17 protein-coding genes and 1 tRNA gene are annotated in these 18,458 nt (G+C 69.3%); 3 read left to right on the forward strand and 15 right to left on the reverse strand.

Features of this window, described 5'->3' with window-relative positions:
* Positions 1-49: 49 nt before the first annotated feature.
* The 9 genes from rpoB to ACGFRF_RS23570 form a co-directional block, all read right to left on the reverse strand.
* Positions 50-3,535: a DNA-directed RNA polymerase subunit beta gene (gene rpoB / locus ACGFRF_RS23530; protein ID WP_393742909.1), complete on the reverse strand. Its 3,486-nt coding sequence runs from the start codon at positions 3,533-3,535 to the stop codon at positions 50-52.
* A gap of 588 nt (positions 3,536-4,123) precedes the next feature.
* On the reverse strand, positions 4,124-4,513 hold the full coding sequence (rplL, locus tag ACGFRF_RS23535; protein WP_351246405.1) for a 50S ribosomal protein L7/L12: 390 nt from the start codon (positions 4,511-4,513) through the stop codon (positions 4,124-4,126).
* A 116-nt stretch (positions 4,514-4,629) separates the two neighbouring features.
* Positions 4,630-5,160 carry a 50S ribosomal protein L10 gene (gene rplJ / locus ACGFRF_RS23540; protein WP_356940777.1) on the reverse strand — a complete coding sequence of 177 codons (531 nt, stop codon included), beginning with the start codon at positions 5,158-5,160 and terminating at the stop codon, positions 4,630-4,632.
* Positions 5,161-5,508: 348 nt separating this feature from the next.
* Positions 5,509-6,420 carry a hypothetical protein gene (locus ACGFRF_RS23545; protein WP_393742911.1) on the reverse strand — a complete coding sequence of 304 codons (912 nt, stop codon included), beginning with the start codon at positions 6,418-6,420 and terminating at the stop codon, positions 5,509-5,511.
* A 168-nt stretch (positions 6,421-6,588) separates the two neighbouring features.
* Positions 6,589-7,314 (reverse strand): 50S ribosomal protein L1, encoded by a 726-nt coding sequence (rplA, locus tag ACGFRF_RS23550; protein ID WP_393742913.1) that lies wholly within the window; start codon positions 7,312-7,314, stop codon positions 6,589-6,591.
* A gap of 96 nt (positions 7,315-7,410) precedes the next feature.
* Complete coding sequence (gene rplK, locus ACGFRF_RS23555) at positions 7,411-7,845, reverse strand: 50S ribosomal protein L11 (protein WP_003998857.1); 435 nt, start codon at positions 7,843-7,845, stop codon at positions 7,411-7,413.
* A 168-nt stretch (positions 7,846-8,013) separates the two neighbouring features.
* Entirely contained in the window at positions 8,014-8,862 is an 849-nt protein-coding gene (nusG, locus tag ACGFRF_RS23560) for a transcription termination/antitermination protein NusG (RefSeq protein WP_393742915.1), read from the reverse strand.
* An 80-nt stretch (positions 8,863-8,942) separates the two neighbouring features.
* On the reverse strand, positions 8,943-9,227 hold the full coding sequence (gene secE / locus ACGFRF_RS23565; RefSeq protein WP_393742917.1) for a preprotein translocase subunit SecE: 285 nt from the start codon (positions 9,225-9,227) through the stop codon (positions 8,943-8,945).
* 106 nt (positions 9,228-9,333) lie between these two features.
* Positions 9,334-9,406, reverse strand: a tRNA-Trp gene (locus tag ACGFRF_RS23570).
* A 262-nt stretch (positions 9,407-9,668) separates the two neighbouring features.
* Here ACGFRF_RS23570 and ACGFRF_RS23575 point away from each other — a divergent pair.
* Both ACGFRF_RS23575 and ACGFRF_RS23580 read left to right on the forward strand, forming a co-directional pair.
* A complete protein-coding gene (locus ACGFRF_RS23575) occupies positions 9,669-10,895 on the forward strand; it encodes a pyridoxal phosphate-dependent aminotransferase (RefSeq protein ID WP_393742919.1) in 1,227 nt (408 codons plus the stop codon).
* A 129-nt stretch (positions 10,896-11,024) separates the two neighbouring features.
* Positions 11,025-12,065, forward strand: coding sequence for an adenosine deaminase (locus ACGFRF_RS23580; protein ID WP_393742921.1), 1,041 nt, complete (start codon positions 11,025-11,027; stop codon positions 12,063-12,065).
* Here ACGFRF_RS23580 and ACGFRF_RS23585 read toward each other — a convergent pair.
* Positions 12,010-12,720, reverse strand: coding sequence for a hypothetical protein (locus ACGFRF_RS23585; protein ID WP_393742923.1), 711 nt, complete (start codon positions 12,718-12,720; stop codon positions 12,010-12,012). The two genes, ACGFRF_RS23580 and ACGFRF_RS23585, sit on opposite strands and share 56 nt — an antisense overlap.
* Positions 12,721-12,765: 45 nt before the next feature.
* Entirely contained in the window at positions 12,766-13,377 is a 612-nt protein-coding gene (locus ACGFRF_RS23590; RefSeq protein WP_393742925.1) for a TetR/AcrR family transcriptional regulator, read from the reverse strand.
* 104 nt (positions 13,378-13,481) lie between these two features.
* Between ACGFRF_RS23590 and ACGFRF_RS23595 the strand changes: the two genes are divergently transcribed.
* Positions 13,482-14,114: an NAD(P)-dependent oxidoreductase gene (locus ACGFRF_RS23595; protein WP_393742927.1), complete on the forward strand. Its 633-nt coding sequence runs from the start codon at positions 13,482-13,484 to the stop codon at positions 14,112-14,114.
* 437 nt (positions 14,115-14,551) lie between these two features.
* Here ACGFRF_RS23595 and ACGFRF_RS23600 read toward each other — a convergent pair whose 3' ends face one another.
* The 4 genes from ACGFRF_RS23600 to ACGFRF_RS23615 form a co-directional block, all read right to left on the reverse strand.
* Positions 14,552-15,607 carry a UDP-N-acetylmuramate dehydrogenase gene (locus ACGFRF_RS23600; RefSeq protein ID WP_393742929.1) on the reverse strand — a complete coding sequence of 352 codons (1,056 nt, stop codon included), beginning with the start codon at positions 15,605-15,607 and terminating at the stop codon, positions 14,552-14,554.
* A 241-nt stretch (positions 15,608-15,848) separates the two neighbouring features.
* Complete coding sequence (locus ACGFRF_RS23605; protein ID WP_393742931.1) at positions 15,849-16,229, reverse strand: DUF3291 domain-containing protein; 381 nt, start codon at positions 16,227-16,229, stop codon at positions 15,849-15,851.
* A 29-nt stretch (positions 16,230-16,258) separates the two neighbouring features.
* The gene (locus ACGFRF_RS23610; protein WP_393742933.1) at positions 16,259-17,716 is read right to left on the reverse strand and encodes a DHA2 family efflux MFS transporter permease subunit; all 1,458 of its coding nucleotides are present in this window, start codon (positions 17,714-17,716) and stop codon (positions 16,259-16,261) included.
* Positions 17,717-17,800: 84 nt separating this feature from the next.
* Positions 17,801-18,370: a TetR/AcrR family transcriptional regulator gene (locus ACGFRF_RS23615; protein WP_393742935.1), complete on the reverse strand. Its 570-nt coding sequence runs from the start codon at positions 18,368-18,370 to the stop codon at positions 17,801-17,803.
* Positions 18,371-18,458 lie beyond the last annotated feature (88 nt).

Genomic DNA, 18,458 nt, shown 5'->3' on the forward strand with positions numbered 1-18,458 from the left:
GCCTGGGGGTCGGCGGGGCCCTGTGGGTGAGGGCCCCGCCGGACTCCCGTCAGACCTCTTCGACGCTGCTCGGCTCGCGCCGGGACAGGTCGATACCGAGCTCCTCCGCAGCGCGGAAGACGTCCTCGTCGGTGTCGCGCATCTCGATGGACATGCCGTCCGAGGACAGCACCTCCACGTTGAGGCACAGGGACTGCATTTCCTTGATGAGCACCTTGAAGGACTCGGGAATGCCGGGCTCAGGGATGTTCTCGCCCTTGACGATGGCCTCGTAGACCTTCACGCGGCCGGTGACGTCGTCGGACTTGATGGTCAGCAGCTCCTGGAGGGCGTACGCGGCGCCGTAGGCCTCGAGGGCCCACACCTCCATCTCACCGAACCGCTGGCCACCGAACTGGGCCTTACCACCCAGCGGCTGCTGGGTGATCATCGAGTACGGACCGGTCGAGCGGGCGTGCAGCTTGTCGTCGACCAGGTGGTGCAGCTTCAGGATGTACATGTAGCCGACCGAGATCGGGTCCGGGAACGGCTCACCGCTACGGCCGTCGAACAGCCGCGCCTTGCCGGACGGGAGCACCATGCGCTCGCCGTCGCGGTTCGGGATGGTGTGCTGCAGCAGACCCGCCAGCTCGTCCTCACGGGCACCGTCGAAGACCGGGGTGGCGACGTTGGTGCCGGGGTCGACCTGGTCGGCGCCGATGGCCTGCAGGCGCTGGGCCCACTCGTCGGCGAGACCGGAGACGTCCCAGCCGCGGCTGGCGAGCCAGCCGAGGTGGATCTCCAGGACCTGTCCCGGGTTCATTCGGGACGGGACGCCGAGCGGGTTGAGGATGATGTCGACCGGAGTTCCGTCCTCGAGGAACGGCATGTCCTCGATGGGCAGGATCTTCGAGATGACACCCTTGTTGCCGTGACGGCCGGCGAGCTTGTCACCGTCGGTGATCTTGCGCTTCTGCGCGACGTACACGCGCACGAGCTGGTTCACACCGGGGGGAAGCTCGTCGCCCTCCTCGCGGTCGAAGACGCGCACGCCGATGACCTTGCCGGTCTCGCCGTGCGGCACCTTCAGCGAGGTGTCACGGACCTCACGGGCCTTCTCACCGAAGATCGCGCGCAGCAGGCGCTCCTCGGGGGTCAGCTCGGTCTCACCCTTCGGGGTCACCTTGCCGACGAGGATGTCGCCGGCGATGACCTCGGCACCGATGCGGATGATGCCGCGCTCGTCGAGGTCGGCGAGGACCTCCTCGGAGACGTTCGGGATGTCCCGGGTGATCTCCTCGGGGCCGAGCTTGGTGTCACGGGCGTCGACCTCGTGCTCCTCGATGTGGATCGAGGAGAGGACGTCGTCCTGCACGAGGCGCTGCGACAGGATGATCGCGTCCTCGTAGTTGTGACCCTCCCACGGCATGAACGCCACGAGCAGGTTCTTGCCGAGGGCCATCTCGCCGTTCTGGGTGGCCGGACCGTCGGCGAGGACCTGACCGGTGATGATCCGGTCGCCCTCGTTGACGATGACCTTCTGGTTGACCGAGGTGCCCTGGTTGGACCGGGAGAACTTGGCCAGGCGGTACGTGATGTACGTGCCGTCGTCGTTGGCCGTGGTGATGTAGTCCGCGGAGACCTCCTGGACCACACCGTCCTTCTCGGCCTTGACCACGTCGCCGGCGTCGACGGCGGAGCGGTACTCCATGCCGGTACCGACGAGCGGGGACTCCGACTTAATCAGCGGAACGGCCTGGCGCATCATGTTCGCGCCCATGAGGGCACGGTTGGCGTCGTCGTGCTCGAGGAAGGGGATCATGGCGGTCGCGACCGACACCATCTGGCGCGGCGAGACGTCCATGTAGTCCACGTCCTCGGGGCCGACGTAGTCGACCTCGCCGCCACGGCGGCGGACCAGCACGCGGGACTCGGCGAACCGCATCTCGTCGTTGAGCGGCGCGTTGGCCTGCGCGATGACGAAGCGGTCCTCCTCGTCGGCGGTCAGGTAGTCGACCTCGTCGGTGACCTGGCCGTCGACGACCTTGCGGTACGGCGTCTCGATGAAACCGAACGCGTTGACCCGGCCGTAGGAGGCCAGCGAGCCGATCAGACCGATGTTCGGGCCTTCCGGCGTCTCGATCGGGCACATACGGCCGTAGTGCGACGGGTGGACGTCACGGACCTCGAAGCCGGCCCGCTCACGGGAGAGACCACCCGGGCCGAGCGCGTTGAGACGACGCTTGTGCGTCAGACCCGACAGCGGGTTGTTCTGGTCCATGAACTGGGACAGCTGGCTGGTGCCGAAGAACTCCTTGATGGAGGCGACGACCGGCCGGATGTTGATCAGGGTCTGCGGCGTGATCGCCTCGACGTCCTGGGTCGTCATGCGCTCGCGCACGACGCGCTCCATACGGGCGAGACCCGTACGGACCTGGTTCTGGATCAGCTCGCCGACGCTGCGGATGCGGCGGTTGCCGAAGTGGTCGATGTCGTCGGTCTCGACCATGATGGAGCGACCGGACTCGCCGATCGTCTCGGTCTCACCGGCGTGCAGCTTCACCAGGTACTTGATGGTGGCGATGATGTCGTCGGTGGTCAGCACGCCGGCGTCCAGCGGCTCGTCCGCACCGAGCTTCTTGTTCACCTTGTAGCGGCCGACCTTCGCCAGGTCGTAGCGCTTGGGGTTGAAGTAGAGGTTCTCAAGAAGCGTCTGCGCGGCCTCACGCGTGGGGGGCTCGCCCGGACGCAGCTTGCGGTAGATGTCGAGCAGCGCGTCGTCCTGGCCCTGGGTGTGGTCCTTCTCCAGGGTGGCGCGCATCGACTCGTAGTCGCCGAACTCCTCGAGGATCTGCTCGGTGGTCCAGCCGAGCGCCTTCAGCAGCACGGTGACCGACTGCTTGCGCTTGCGGTCGATACGGACACCGACCATGTCGCGCTTGTCGATCTCCATCTCCAGCCAGGCACCCCGGGACGGGATGATCTTGGCGGAGAAGATGTCCTTGTCGGACGTCTTGTCGATGGTGGAGTCGAAGTAGACACCGGGGGAACGGACCAGCTGAGACACAACGACACGCTCGGTGCCGTTGATGACGAAGGTGCCCTTGTTCGTCATGAGCGGGAAGTCGCCCATGAAGACCGTCTGGGACTTGATCTCACCGGTCTCGTTGTTGGTGAACTCGGCGGTGACGAAGAGCGGGGCCGCGTACGTGAAGTCGCGCTCCTTGCACTCGTCGATCGAGTTCTTCGGCGGCTCGAAGCGGTGGTCCCGGAACGTCAGCGACATCGACCCGGAGAAGTCCTCGATCGGAGAGATCTCCTCGAAGATCTCCTCCAGACCGGACTTGGTGGGGACGTCCTGACCGTTCTCCAGAGCCTCCTCGACCCGACTCTGCCAGGCGGTGTTGCCGAGCAGCCAGTCGAAGCTCTCGGTCTGCAGCGCGAGCAGGTTCGGAACCTCGAGAGGCTCCTTGATCTTTGCAAAGGAGATGCGCAGCGGGGCGGTGCTGGCGCCGTTGTTCGTATTCGCGGTCGAGGCATTGCGCGAGGCGGCCAAGAGGGGGTCCTTCCGAGGGCTCGGACTCACTACGCGCGTACCGGCCCCTCTCCCGTACACAGAGACAGAAACCCCAGGTCGAGGGGCTTGTGTCATCAATGCTCGAGTGAGGGCAGACCCCTGGTGACGGGCAGGGGACAGCTAACAGGCAGCGCAAAGGGTCAGTGTAGCCACTTGGCACACTGATGTCCAGCGCGGGTTTTTCGAGACCCTCGTTGTGCTCACCGCTCTTCTCAACGCCCTCGGCATGTCTGCCCTCAACGCACGTTGATACTGCCCTCTTCGTCGCCGATCCATGCCTCGGATTCGGATCCTTGTGACGACGCGTCCTGAGAATTGCGCGCTGCGTGCGGTTCGTCAAGGCCCCTCAGTCCAAACGAGACTGGCCGGAGACACGACGAAGATCACCATACCCCTCGACGTCGCGAGTGCAAGGCAACCGAGGGCGCCCCTCCCATACGCCGAAGAGCGACCACCCGGATGGATGATCGCTCTTCGGTGCGTTCGCGTTACAGCCCTACGGGGCGCCTTCTACCGCGCTCCGGGCCGCACTCGCCGTGCAGCCGGGTTCGGGGAACCCGGAAGGTCTTACTTGACCTCGACGGAGGCGCCGGCGCCCTTGAGGGCCTCGGCAGCCTTGTCGGCGGCCTCCTTGTTGACCTTCTCGAGGACCGGCTTCGGGGTGCCGTCGACGAGGTCCTTGGCCTCCTTCAGACCCAGCGAGGTCAGCTCACGCACGACCTTGATGACCTGGATCTTCTTGTCGCCGGCGCCGGTGAGGATGACGTCGAACTCGTCCTTCTCCTCCTCGGCCTCGGCGGCGGCGCCACCAGCGGCACCACCGGCGACGACGACCGGCGCGGCAGCGGCGGCGGTGACGTCGAACTTCTCCTCGAAGGCCTTCACGAACTCGGAGAGCTCGATGAGGGTCATCTCCTCGAACTGGGCAAGCAGCTCGTCCTGGGTGAGCTTCGCCATGATGGCGGTCCTTCCACTCAATCGGCAGGTGCCGGATGTACTGGGTGAGGCGGGCGTACGTCGGCCCGCTGAGACCCTCGCCGCGTCATGCGGCCAGGGTCAGAAAGCGAGCCGAATTACTCGGCACCGCCCTGCTCGGCCTGCTTGGCACGGAGCGCGTCCACGGTGCGGACGAGCTTCGACGGCAGCGCCTGGAAGACGGAGGCAGCCTGGGACTGCTTCGCCTTGAAGGCACCGGCCAGCTTGCTGAGCAGAACCTCGCGGGACTCGAGGTCCGCAAGCTTCTTGATCTCGTCGGCGGACAGCGCCTTGCCATCAAGGACACCGCCCTTGATGACGAGATTCGGGTTGTCCTTGGCGAAGTCACGGAGACCCTTCGCCGACTCCACCGGGTCACCGGTGACGAAGGCGACAGCCGTCGGACCGTTGAACAGGTCGTCCAGCGTCGTGATCCCGGCCTCGTTGGCCGCAATCTTGGTCAGCGTGTTCTTCACCACGGCGTACTGGGCGTTCTCACCGAGCGACCGGCGCAGCGTCTTGAGCTGCGCCACGGTGAGACCGCGGTACTCGGTCAGCACGGCAGCGTTGGAGTTGCGGAACTGCTCCGTCAACTCGGCCACTGCGGCAGCCTTGTCGGGCCTCGCCATAGAGCCTCGGCCTCCTTCCGGGTGATTCTGACCGCGCGGACCCGAAGGAGGACTGGGGAAACGAAACGCCCCGGCGCAGGCGCACGGGGCGGACTCGACCGGCCGCACACACGAGAGCGCGTGCGTTCCGGGAGTACTTCCACTGTCACCTGCGCGGGTCGTCCACTTTTCAGCGGATCCTTCGGCCACCGCGCCCTCGTACGAGCACGCGGCAACGACCAGCGGTCTTTGGCTTCTGTAGGAGAGTACGGGACCGGGGCGCTGTCGAGCAAATCGGCCCGTAAGGCCCGCCCCGGTCCTTCCGTGGCGGGCCTTGCCGGCCGCCACGGTCGGTGCGTGTCGCCGGGGTCAGGAGCTGGTGCCGGTGCCGCCCGCGACGGTGCCGCCGGACTTGAGCAGGTCGGCGAAGTCCTTCGTGTCGCCGGCCGGCGGCGCCTCGGCGCTGACCTTCACGCCGTAGTCGCTGTAGTACGTGGTGTTGGTCATGGTGCCGTTGGCGGTGTCCGCCTTCTCGGTCTTCTTGACCAGCAGGTTGTCGTCGTTGATCCAGATGTCGACGGTGTCGGTGGTGACGCCCGCCTGGCTGAGCTGCTTCTTCAGGGCCGCCATCTGGTCCGCGCCGAGGTTGCTGGTCTTGTCCGCGAGGTCGGCGACGTCCACCGTGCCCGAGTAGTGCGTGGTGCGGGCGCCGGCGACGGTCTCCTCACCGACCTTCTTGACGTCGCCGGAGGCCAGCAGCATCTTCACGGACTGGTTCGGCGTGGCGGTCTGGATCTGGTCCTTCATGTACGAACCGGAGGCGCCGCCGAGCTTGGCGAGGTCGTCGTACGAGTACTTCAGCCAGTGCTTGCCGCCCGTCTGCTGGGCGTAGGCGTCGCTCATGTGCGCGTAGTAGGCGTCCGGCAGATACCGGGCCTCCATCGACGACGTGCCCGCCTTGCGCATCATCTCGGCGAGCCGGCCGCCGGTGTAGGTGATGGTGAGATTGCCCTTGAGGCCGTCGCCCCAGGTGAGGGCGCCGTCGGCCTTCATGGACATCAGGTCGCCCATGGCCGTGGTGGAGCGCACCTTGGCCGAGTCCGCGTTGTCGGTGGACTTCTCGACGGAGCGCAGGGCCGCGATGGGGCTGAGGTGTATCGAGCCCCCGCCGGCCGCCTTGCCGCCCTTGTCGCCGTCCGAGGAGCCACAGGCGGCCACCCCCGTGAGCGCGGCGACCACCGCGATCGAGAGGCCCGTCCGGCGCGCGGTCGTGCTCTTCATCTAGTCCCACCCCTATTGCGAGTCCTGTGCCTGCACCGTAGCCCAGGCCACCGACAGTCGTACGAAGGTCGCACAAAGAAAGGACGGGCCCCGCACCTGGAAGGTTCCAGGGGAGGCCCGCCCTCTGCCGACGCGTACCTGACGCGGCTACCGGGGTGAGCGGAAGGCTCAGACGGCGGCCGGGTCCTCCTCGACGAGGAGGTTGCGGGTGCGGTTCGGGTCGACCGGGATGCCGGGGCCCATCGTGGTGGTGATGGCGGCCTTCTTGATGTAACGGCCCTTGGCGGCGGACGGCTTCAGACGGAGGATCTCCTCCAGCGCGGCGCCGTAGTTCTCCACCAGCTTGCTGTCGTCGAACGACGCCTTGCCGATGATGAAGTGCAGGTTCGAGTGCTTGTCGACGCGGAACTCGATCTTGCCGCCCTTGATGTCGGTGACGGCCTTGGCCACGTCGGGGGTGACGGTGCCGGTCTTCGGGTTCGGCATCAGACCACGCGGGCCGAGGACGCGGCCGAGGCGGCCGACCTTGCCCATGAGGTCCGGGGTGGCGACGACGGCGTCGAAGTCCAGACGGCCCTTCGACACCTCGTCGATCAGCTCGTCGGCGCCGACGATGTCGGCGCCCGCGGCACGCGCGGCCTCGGCACGGTCACCGGTCGCGAAGACCAGGACCCGGGCGGTCTTACCGGTGCCGTGCGGAAGGTTCACGGTGCCACGGACCATCTGGTCGGCCTTGCGCGGGTCGACACCCAGGCGGAAGGCGACCTCGACGGTGCCGTCGAACTTGGTCGTGGAGGTCTCCTTGGCGAGACGGACGGCCTCGAGCGGGGCGTACAGCTTCTCCCGGTCGACCTTGGCGTCCGCAGCGCGGAGAGCCTTGCTGCGCTTGCTCACAACTGCTCCTGTGTGTTCTGAAAGGAGTCGTGGTACGGGCCGAGCAGGCCCTGCCACGTGCGACCGGCTATGGCCGCATGACTGCTAGGGGTGGGTTCAGCCCTCGACCGTGACGCCCATGGAGCGCGCGGTGCCGGCGATGATCTTCGCGGCCGCGTCCAGGTCGTTGGCGTTGAGGTCGGGCAGCTTCGTCTGGGCGATCTCGCGGACCTGCGCCTCGGTGATCTTGGCGACCTTGGTCTTGTGCGGCTCGCCGGAGCCCTTCTCGATGCCCGCGGCCTTGAGGATCATCTTGGCGGCCGGCGGCGTCTTGGTGATGAAGGTGAAGGAACGGTCCTCGTAGACCGTGATCTCCACCGGGATGACCCAACCGCGCTGCGACTCGGTCGCGGCGTTGTAGGCCTTGCAGAACTCCATGATGTTGACACCGTGCTGACCCAGCGCGGGGCCGACCGGCGGGGCCGGGTTGGCGGCGCCGGCCTGGATCTGGAGCTTGATGAGCCCCGTGACCTTCTTCTTCTTGGGAGGCATAGCTCTCCGGGTCCTTTCGATTCGGGTCCTGCCGGCATCCGGGGACCACCCGGGCGCAGGCATACCGCACAACGATAACGGGTATAGATGCGCGGCCAAAAACCGTGCAGGTCAGACAGGCTGTGGCAGCCCGCCTGACCTGCACGGAAGGTGTACGTCCAGAGAGAACTAGTTCTTCTGGATCTGGTCGAAGGAGAGCTCGACCGGCGTCTCGCGGCCGAAGATCTCCACCAGGCCCTTGACCTTCTTCGAGTCGGGGTTGATCTCGTTGATGGTCGCCTGCAGCGTGGCGAACGGGCCGTCGGTGACGGTGACCGAGTCGCCGACCTCGAAGTCCAGCACCTGGACCTCGACCTTGCGCTGCGGAGCGGGCTTGCCCTCGGCCTCGGCGGCCTCGCGGGCGGCCTTCTCCTCGGCCTCCGGGGCGAGCATCTTGACGATCTCGTCCAGGGTCAGCGGGTACGGGTCGTAGGCGTTGCCGACGAAGCCGGTGACGCCGGGGGTGTTGCGGACGACACCCCAGGACTCGTTGGTCAGGTCCATGCGGACCAGGACGTAACCCGGCAGCTTGTTCTGCTTGATGGTCTTGCGGTCGCCGTTCTTGATCTGGACGACCTCTTCCTGCGGCACCTCGGCCTGGAAGATGTAGTCCTCGACGTTCAGCGAGACGGCGCGCTGCTCCAGGTTCGTCTTCACGCGGTTCTCGTAACCGGCGTAGGTGTGGATGACGTACCACTCGCCGGGCAGGGAGCGCAGTTCCTCGCGCAGGGCCTCGATCGGGTCGACCGGCGCGGCCGGCTCCTCCTCGACCGCCTCCGCGACGGCGGCTTCCTCGTCGCCCTCTTCGGCGTCGTCTTCCTCGTCCTCGACGTGCAGGGCGGCCTCTTCGGCCGGCTCGCCCGACTCGGCCTCGGCAGCCTCGAACTCGTCCTGCTCATCCGCGCCTTCGACGATGTCGAGCTCGTCGTCCACCGTCTCGTCCGGCTCGATGGCGTCGTTCAGGTTCGGGTCAGACACGATGGCTGCTTCTTCCTGGATACATAGGGGTGGAACATGCGAAAACGGGCGCCGGTACCACGGCGCCCTTCGCTCTTGGCTCAGCCGAAAACGTACTTGGCCGCGTGGTTGAGCCCATAGTCAATCACGGTCACCAGGGCGATCATGATGGCGACGAAGAAGATCACCACCGTGGTGTACGACGTCAGCTGGTTGCGTGACGGCCAGACGACCTTGCGGAGTTCCGCGATGATCTGGCGGTAGAAGGTGGCGAGGCGCTTGAGCGGGCCCTTCTTGGCACGCTTGCCGCCCTTGCGGGCCCTCTTCGTGGATTCAGGCACCTCATCGGCATCAGGCGTGTCGATGGAGCCCACGGCGTCCGTCATAATCCTCACCTGATCCCGGGTCGTGGCCGTGCCGCGCCCGGTTTCTGAGCCGCACGGCGGTGCATTGCTGTACGTACATGCGCACACATCCTGGCGGTGTGTGTAGCAGGGCCGGAGGGACTTGAACCCCCAACCGCCGGTTTTGGAGACCGGTGCTCTACCAATTGAGCTACGACCCTTCGTGTGTCCCCCAACGTACCGCATCCGACCGGATGCTCGGTGTGCACCGGTTGGGGCGGTGGCTGCTGAAGGCCAACGAGGTGAGAGTGTACGTGGTCCGCGGCCCGGCGTCGAACAGAAAGTGGCCGTCCGGGGCCCCCTGACCAAAGATCGTCCTGGCCGACGGCCGGATTCGGACCCCTGTTCACGCCTCGACCCCTTGCTGTTCAGTCTGTGAAACCCGTGTGCCGGGGGTATTTCCGGTCTGGAACGATGGGCCTCATGAGCGCTGCAACCCCTCCCACCGAGCGCCGGGTCTCCGCCCGAGTCGGCGCGATCTCCGAGTCCGCCACCCTCGCCGTGGACGCCAAGGCCAAGGCCCTGAAGGCCGCCGGGCGTCCGGTGATCGGCTTCGGCGCCGGTGAGCCCGACTTCCCGACCCCGGACTACATCGTCGAGGCGGCCGTCGAGGCCTGCAAGAACCCCAAGTACCACCGCTACACCCCGGCCGGCGGCCTGCCCGAGCTGAAGGCCGCGATCGCCGCGAAGACGCTGCGCGACTCCGGCTGGGAGCCGGACGTCTCGCAGATCCTCGTCACCAACGGCGGCAAGCAGGCCATCTACGAGGCGTTCGCCGCGATCCTCGACCCGGGCGACGAGGTCATCGTCCCGGCGCCGTACTGGACGACGTACCCGGAGTCGATCCGCCTGGCCGGCGGCGTCCCGGTGGAGGTCGTGGCCGACGAGACCACCGGCTACCGCGTCACCGTGGAGCAGCTGGAGGCGGCGCGCACGGAGAAGACCAAGGTGGTCCTCTTCGTCTCCCCGTCCAACCCGACCGGCGCGGTGTACTCCGAGCCCGAGACCGAGGCGATCGGCCGCTGGGCCGTCGAGCACGGCCTGTGGGTGCTGACCGACGAGATCTACGAGCACCTGGTCTACGGCGACGCGGTCTCCGTGTCCCTGCCGGCCCTGCTGCCCGAGCTGCGCGACAAGTGCATCGTGGTCAACGGCGTCGCCAAGACGTACGCCATGACGGGCTGGCGCGTGGGCTGGGTCATCGGCCCGAAGGACGTGGTCAAGGCCGCGACGAACCTGCAGTCGCACGCCACCTCGAACGTCTCCAACGTGGCCCAGGTGGCCGCCCTGGCCGCCGTCTCCGGCGACCTGAAGGCCGTGGCGACGATGCGCGAGGCGTTCGACCGGCGCCGCAAGACCATCGTGCGGATGCTCAACGAGATCGAGGGTGTGCTCTGCCCGGAGCCCGAGGGCGCCTTCTACGCCTACCCGTCGGTGAAGGCCCTGCTCGGCAAGGAGATCCGCGGCAAGCGCCCGCAGAACACCGTCGAGCTGGCCGCGCTGATCCTGGAGGAGGCCGAGGTCGCGGTCGTCCCGGGCGAGGCCTTCGGCACGCCGGGCTATCTGCGGCTGTCGTACGCGCTCGGTGACGAGGACCTCGTCGAGGGCGTGAGCCGGATGCAGAAGCTGCTGGCGGAGGCCAGGGACTGAACCTGCTCATCATGACCAGGTCGTGCGGGCCGTTTCCCTCCGGGGAGGCGGCCCGCTTCTGTGTGCGAGCAAGACCACGTACGGGGAAACGGCTACCGGGACGGCGGTGGCGTACGGCAGGATCTGGGAATGGAGCGTGTACGTGATCTCTCTGAGCTGCCGAAAGCCCATCTGCACCTGCACTTCACCGGCTCGATGCGGCCGGGGACCGTCCTGGAACTGGCCGACAAGCACGGCGTGCGCCTGCCCGAGACGCTGACGGAAGCGCTGACCAGCGGCGAACCGCCCAAGCTGCGGGCCACGGACGAACGGGGCTGGTTCCGTTTCCAGCGGCTGTACGACGCAGCGCGCTCCTGCCTACGCGAGCCGGAGGACATCCAGCGGCTGGTCCGGGAGGCCGCCGAGGAGGACCTGAAGGACGGCTCGGGCTGGCTGGAGATCCAGGTCGACCCGACGTCGTACGCGCCCCGCCTGGGCGGCCTGATCCCGGCCCTGGAGATCATCCTGGACGCCGTCGACACGACGTCCCGGGAGACCGGCCTCGGCATGCGCGTCCTGGTGGCCGCCAACCGCATGAAGCACCCGCTGGACGCGCGCACCCTGGCCCGCCTGGCGGTGCGCTACGCCGACCGCGGTGTGGTCGGCTTCGGACTGTCCAACGACGAGCGCCGGGGCATGGCGCGGGACTTCGACCGGGCCTTCCACATCGCGCGCGAGGGCGGTCTGCTGTCGGCCCCGCACGGCGGCGAGCTGACCGGTCCGGCGTCGGTGCGGGACTGCCTGGACGACCTGCACGCCTCCCGGATCGGGCACGGGGTGCGCGCGGCGGAGGACCCGCGTCTGCTGAAGCGGCTGGCCGACCGGGGCGTGACCTGCGAGGTGTGCCCGGCCTCCAACGTGGCGCTCGGCGTGTACGAGAAGCCGGAGGACGTCCCGCTGCGCACCCTCTTCGAGGCGGGCGTCCCGCTGGCCCTCGGCGCCGACGACCCGCTGCTGTTCGGCTCCCGGCTGGCCGCCCAGTACGAGATCGCCCGGGACGCCCACGACTTCACGGACGCCGAACTCGCGGAGCTGGCCCGGCAGTCGGTACGGGGCTCGGCCGCCCCGGAGGACGTCAGGGCGCGGTTGCTGGCCGGCGTGGACGACTGGCTGACTCGCCCGGCCGCCTGAAGTGGGCGTAGGGCGGATAGGCCTGGAAGCAGATCAGCAGCTCCGGGCCGCGCCGGGTGCCGGGCTCGTCCTTCAGTCCCCGGACGCACTCCATCAGCGCGGAGCCACCCTTGACGATCCGTTTCTGCCGGGGGCCCCAGCCCGCCGCGTAGGCGCAGGACATGGCGGCGTCGGCGAAGACGTCACGGCTGCCGACGAGGAAGAGCGTCCGTGCGTGGGTCGTGTGCCCCAGCTCGTCCCGGAAGCCCGCGCGGTGGCGGCGCCGCTCCCAGGCCGCCGCGTCCCGCGCGGTCCGGGCCTCGTCGGTCCGGACCGTGAGCGGACTGCCCCGGACGAGCCCGCGGCGCAGCACGGGCCACTGGCTGGGCCGCAGTCCGTAGGTGTGGTGGACCAGCACCAGGTCGACCCGCTCTCCGTTGCCTGCGTGGTGCGCGGTGACCGTGTCGCGCAACGGGACATGGACGATCGTGTGCCGGGAGCAGGCGGCGAAGGAGAACAGACCGGCCAGCCGGTTCAGCCCGTCGTGGTCGCCGGTCAGGACGCCGTACGGCGCGGGGGCGCGCAGCGACGTGTGCCGCAGGGGCTCCCGGGGCTGGACGACACGGTGCCGGCGGGGCCCGGTCCCGAGCCGGAACTCGCGCAGCCTCAGCCGCATACGGGCTTGATCCCGAAGGTGCCTGTCATGCCCCCAGCGTGAGGCTCACGCGGAGGGCTCCGCAACGGAGATTCCGCCCAGCAGGGTCTTCGCGAGCCGAGCGGCGAACTCGTCCACGGGCGGACGCTCGCCGCTCTCGGTGGCGTCGTAGGCGAACGCACGCTGGGCGCAGGCGCCGAGGAGGAGGGAGGCGGCCGCGAAGGTGTCGGCGTCGGCGCGGACGCGGCCGGCGGCCTGTTCGGCGCGGAGGTAGGCGTCCAGGCCCTGGATGGGCATGTGCGGGCCCGAGCCGATCTTGCGCAGGGCCTCGTCGTGGCGCCGCTTGAGCTGGGTCTCGGCGTACAGGGAGGCGGCGATCGGGAAGCTCTGCTCGTAGAACAGGGCGGCCTGGCGGGCGATGTGGGTGAGGTTCTCCCGCAGGGTGCCCTGTCCGGGCTGCGCGGCGAGGCTGCCGAGCAGGGGCGTGAGCCGGGGCAGACGCTCGGAGAGCACGCCGACGAACAGGTCTTCCTTGCTGCCGAAGTACTTGTAGAGGGCTGCTTCGGAGCAGCCGGCCGCCTTGGCGATCTCCTTGGTGGTGGTGCGGGCGAGTCCGACGGTGAGCATCAGCTCATGGGCCGCGTCGAGGATGCGGACACGCGCCGGCTTCGTCTCCATGGGATCTCCGATCGGGCTTGACGGGTGGGTGAGTACTTACCCACCCTAGGGGGAAATGAGGTAAGTAAACACTCACCCACCCCTTCCCGAGTACGGGAGCAGTCATGAACCTCACCGTTTTCGGCGCCACCGGCGGGATCGGCCGGGAGATCGTCCGGCAGGCGCTCGACGCCGGACACCAGGTCACGGCCGTGGTCCGCGATCCCTCGCGGCTGGACCTCAGGGGGGACGCGCTGGAGGTGTTCCCCGCCGACCTGACCGATCCGCAGCGACTGGGCGGCGCCGTCGCGGGCCGGGACGCCGTCCTGTCCGGCCTGGGCGCACGCGGCCGCAAGAACGCCGGGGACGCCACCCGGCTGACCCGTACGGTCCTGCGCGCGATGGAGGCCGAGGGCGTACGACGGCTGCTGGTGGTCAGCGCCGCGCCCGTCGGCCCCGCTCCGCAGGACGACGGCGCCGTGGACCGCGGCATGCGGGGCCTGGTGTCGGCGATCCTCAAGGACATCTACGCCGATCTGCGCGAGATGGAGGCCGAGCTGGCCCGCAGCAGCACCGACTGGACGTCCGTACGGCCGCCGCGCCTGCAGGACAAGCCTCTCACCGGGCGCTACCGCACCGTCGTCGGCGGCTTCCCGACGAAGGGCCGCTTCATCGCGCGCGCGGACGTCGCCCACGCGATGCTGTCGATGATTGACGACGAGGGGACGGTGAAGCAGGGGGTCGGGGTGGCCTACTGAGCCGGTGGCGCGGCGGGGGCGCACACCGAGCCGACGGGGCTGAAGGGGCGGGCGAGTCGCGCACGACGCTGAAGCGCAGGCCGACCGGTTGCGGGGCTCGGGGCTCAGAGTCCGGGCGGGCCGGTGCGGTTGCAGGCTGTGCGGCCAAAGCGCGGGCGAGCCTGTGCCGGGGTCAAAGGCTCAGGGTTCACCGAGCCGGTGCGGGCTGAAAGCTCGCGCCGTGCCGGTGCCGGGGTCAAAGGCTCAGGGTTCACCGAGCCGGTGCGGGCTGAAAGCTCGCGCCGTGCCGGTGCCGGGGTCAAAGGCTCAGGGCTCCCCGAGCCGGTGCGGGCTGAAAGCTCGCGCCGTGCCGGTGCGGCGAGCGGCTCGCGGGAGTCTGTACGGGCAAGGGTCAGGCGAGCTCGTGCAAGGCGCCCGGGCCCCCGCGGGCCGGTGCGTTACAGGCTCACGCCCACTGTGACCGGTTCGTTGACCAGGGTGATGCCGAAGGCCTCGCGGACTCCGGCGACCACCTCGCGGGCCAGGGCGAGCAGGTCCTCGGTGGTGGCGCCGCCCCGGTTGGTGAGGGCGAGGGTGTGCTTGCCGGAGATGCGGGCGGGCCCGGTGCCGTAGCCCTTGGTGAAGCCCGCCTTGTCGATCAGCCAGGCCGCGGAGGTCTTCCTGCGGCCCTCCCCCGCCGGATAGGCGGGCGGCTCGACGCCCTCCCCCAGCCGCTCGTGCACGCGCGCGTGGAACGCGGCGAACTGCTCGTCGGTGAGGATCGGGTTGGTGAAGAAGGACCCGGCCGACCAGGTGTCGTGGTCCTCGGGGTCGAGGACCATGCCCTTGCCGGCGCGCAGCTTCAGCACGGTCTCACGGGCGTCGGCCAGCGGCACCCGGTCGCCCGGCCCCACGCCGAGCGCACGGGCGGCCTCCGCGTACTTGACCGGCGCGGACAGCCCGCCCGCGTCCTCCAGCTCGAAGCGGACGCGGAGCACGACGTAGCGCTCCGGGTCGGCCTTGAAGCGGCTGTGCCGGTACGAGAAGGCGCACTCCTCGTTGGTCAGCGTGACGGTCTCGCCGGCCCTCCGGTCGTAGGCGATCACCTCGGTGATGGTGGCGGAGACCTCCTGGCCGTAGGCGCCCACGTTCTGGATCGGCGTGGCGCCCGCGGAGCCCGGGATGCCGGCCAGGCACTCGATCCCGGCGAGTCCGGCCTCGACGGTGCGGGCGACGGCGTCCGTCCACACCTCGCCGGCGGCCAGCTCCAGCGTCGTACCGCGTAGTTCGACTCCGCGCGTGGCGATGCGCAGGGCGGTGCCGTCGAAGCCCTTGTCGCCGATGACCAGGTTCGATCCGCCGCCGATGACCAGCAGCGGCGTACCGCTGTCGTCGGCCTCGCGGACGGCCGCGATCACCTCGGCGTCGGTCCCGGCGGTGACCAGCCGCGTCGCGGGACCGCCCAGCCGGAAGGTGGTCAGCGGAGCAAGGGGGGCGTCGTGGAGTACCTGCACGGGCCCAAGACTACGAGACACCTCCAGCAGCCGAGGTCCTCGCCCAGGTCAGGCGGGCGGGGCCGGGGCGTCCTGCCGACCTCCGTCCTCCACGCGTGTCTTCGCCGCCCGGACGTGCGCCCTGTCGCCTCGATCTGCCACCGGCTCGCCACGACCCGGCCGTCCCGGCGCAGCCGCACGCGCGCGTGGTCCTCTCTCGAGGTCCACGCGCGCGTGCGGTCAGGTGCTGTCGGCCGCCGCTCTACGTCAGCCGCCGTATCGTCTCCCGCCAGTTCACCGGCAGCCGGTCGCTGGAGGTCTGCCAGGTGGCGAACGCGACGTCGCGCATCTGGGAGGCCAGGTGGCGTGAGGTGGGCCGGTGGGCGCCGGAGTGGGCGAAGGCCTTGAGCGCATCCGCCGACTCCCAGGCGGACAGCGTCCAGAAGACCCGCCGCAGAGGCTGCGCCCTGAGGGAGGCGCCGTAGGCACCGGGCGCGTGGGCGACCTGCCGCCACACGGCCGGGGTACGGACGAGGAAGCGGAGGGCGCCCCACAGGGTGCGGGTCTCGAAGCGGGAGGCGAAGACGTGGACCTCGGTGTCCTGCGGCGGGGTGTTCGGCACGGTCCAGGGAAGCGTGGGCATCGCGGTCTCCTTGCCGGGAGGGTTCCGGGTCAGCGGGTGGTGGTCTCCAGGACCGGGGCGGGCGCCTGCTCGAGCGCGGGAGCCCCTTGGCCGGCGCCCTTGCGGCGGGCCGGGATCAGCAGGGCCGCGACACCGGCGAGCACGACCACCGCGGAGCCGGTGACCAGGGCGGGCCGCAGGCCGTCCACGAAGCTCTGCGCGCTCTCGTAGCCGCCCTGCGCGGAGAAGATCGACGACATGACCGCGATGCCGAGCGCGCCGCCCACCTCGCGCAGCGCGTTGTTGGCGCCGGAGGCGATGCCCTGTTCCTGCGGCCGGACGCTGGACATCACCAGGTTGGCCGCCGGGGCGAAGAACAGGGCCATGCCGATGCCGCTGATGATCAGGGCGGGCAGCTGGACGGCGTAGGAGGCATCGGCGGTGGCGACGGAGGCCATGTAGCCGAGGCCGGCCGCCTGCAGGAACAGGCCCGCGGCGACGACCGGCCGGCCGCCGATGCGGTCGGACAGCATCCCGGCGATCGGCGCGACGAGCATCGGCATGCCGGTCCACGGCAGCATCCTGAGGCCCGCCTCGGTGGGCGAGTAGCCGAGCACGCCCTGCATGTACTGGCTGAGCAGGAATATCGAGCCGAACATCCCGACGAACATCAGCAGGCTGGCCGCGTTGATCCCGGAGAAGGCGCGGGAGCGGAACAGCCGCATCGGCAGCATCGGGGCGGCCGCGCGGGAGCTGTAGAGGACGAAGCCCGCCAGCAGGGCTCCGCCCCCGATGAGCGCGGTCAGCACCACGGAGTCGGTCCAGCCGTCGGCGGGCCCGCGGACCAGGCCGTACACGATCCCGAAGAGTCCGCCACTGGCGAGCAGCGTGCCGGGGGCGTCGAGCCGGGCGCCGACGCCGTGGGACTCGGCCAGCCGCAGACGCGCGAGCGGCAGCAGGGCCAGGCCGAGCGGGACGTTCAGCCAGAAGATCCAGTGCCAGGAGACGTGCTCGGTGAGGCTGCCGCCGATGAGCGGTCCGGAGGCGACGGCGAGCCCGTTGACGGCGCCCCAGATGCCGTACATGGTCCCGCGCTTGGCGGCGGGCACGGCCGCGGTCAGCAGGGTCAGCGTGAGCGGCATCATCACGGCCGCGCCGACGCCCTGGACCGCGCGGGCGGCGATCAGGGAGCCGATGCCGGGTGCCATGGCCGCGGCGGCGGAGGCGCCGGTGAAGACGGCGAGTCCGGCGATGAAGAGCCGACGGCGGCCGAAGCGGTCGCCGAGCGCGGCACCGAACATCAGCAGGACGGCGAAGGTGAGCGTGTATGCGCTCACGGTCCACTCCAGGTCGTCCAGCGCGCCCCCGAGGTCCCTGCGGATGGAGGGGAGGGCGGTGGTGACGACGAGGTTGTCGAGGGCCGCCATGAATCCGGCGACGCTCGTGATCACTAGGGCCCATACGGCGCGCCCGCGCGGTGCGCTGTCCTGTGCGCTCTGCTGTGACATCTCTCCCCCTGAGAGTGATCTAGTTAGTTATTGATGACTAACTTTCGTGGCCCAGAAAAAGCGGCACCGCCGTCGCCGGTTGCGCTACTTCTCCAGGCGACCCGTCAGCCGCGCCGACGGGTAGAGCCCTTCCCACACCCGGTGCTCGGGCGGAAAGCCCATGGCCACCAGGCAGTTGATGAGCATGCCGTACGCCAGGAAGACGGTCGTGTCGTTGACGTCCGCACCGAGCGCCAGGCGCACGGTGTCCCACAGCCGCATCCAGCCGGCCCGTACGCTCTCGCCGAACTCGCGGTCGCCCTCCTGCTCCGCGGCCGCCACGGCCACGTACATCTGCATCTGCATCATCAGCCGCTCGGGCCGTTCCGCGATGAGCTGGGTGTACGCGTTCGCCATGGCGTGCAGGGCCTCTTCGCCCCGCAGCCCCTCGGCGGCCTCCTCGAAGGTCCGGATGGTGTCCTCCACGCAGCGTTCCGCCGCCGCCAGGAAGATCGCCTTCTTGCCCGGGAAGAGCCGGAAGAGATACGGCTGCGAGACCTCGACCCGCCTGGCGATGGCCTCGGTGGAGGTGCCGTGGTAGCCGCCGCGCGCGAACTCGGCGGTCGCCGCGCGAATGACGCTCTCGCGTCGCTCATCTGCGCTCATCCTGGGCATGCAGCTAAGTTAGTGCTCAATCACTAACTTGGTCAACCCCGCCCCGGCCCCCGGGTACGCGTAAGGGGCGCCTCGCCTTGAGGGCGCC

Origin of the sequence: Streptomyces sp. NPDC048521, assembly GCF_043199855.1 — a bacterium.
Taxonomy (GTDB): domain Bacteria; phylum Actinomycetota; class Actinomycetes; order Streptomycetales; family Streptomycetaceae; genus Streptomyces.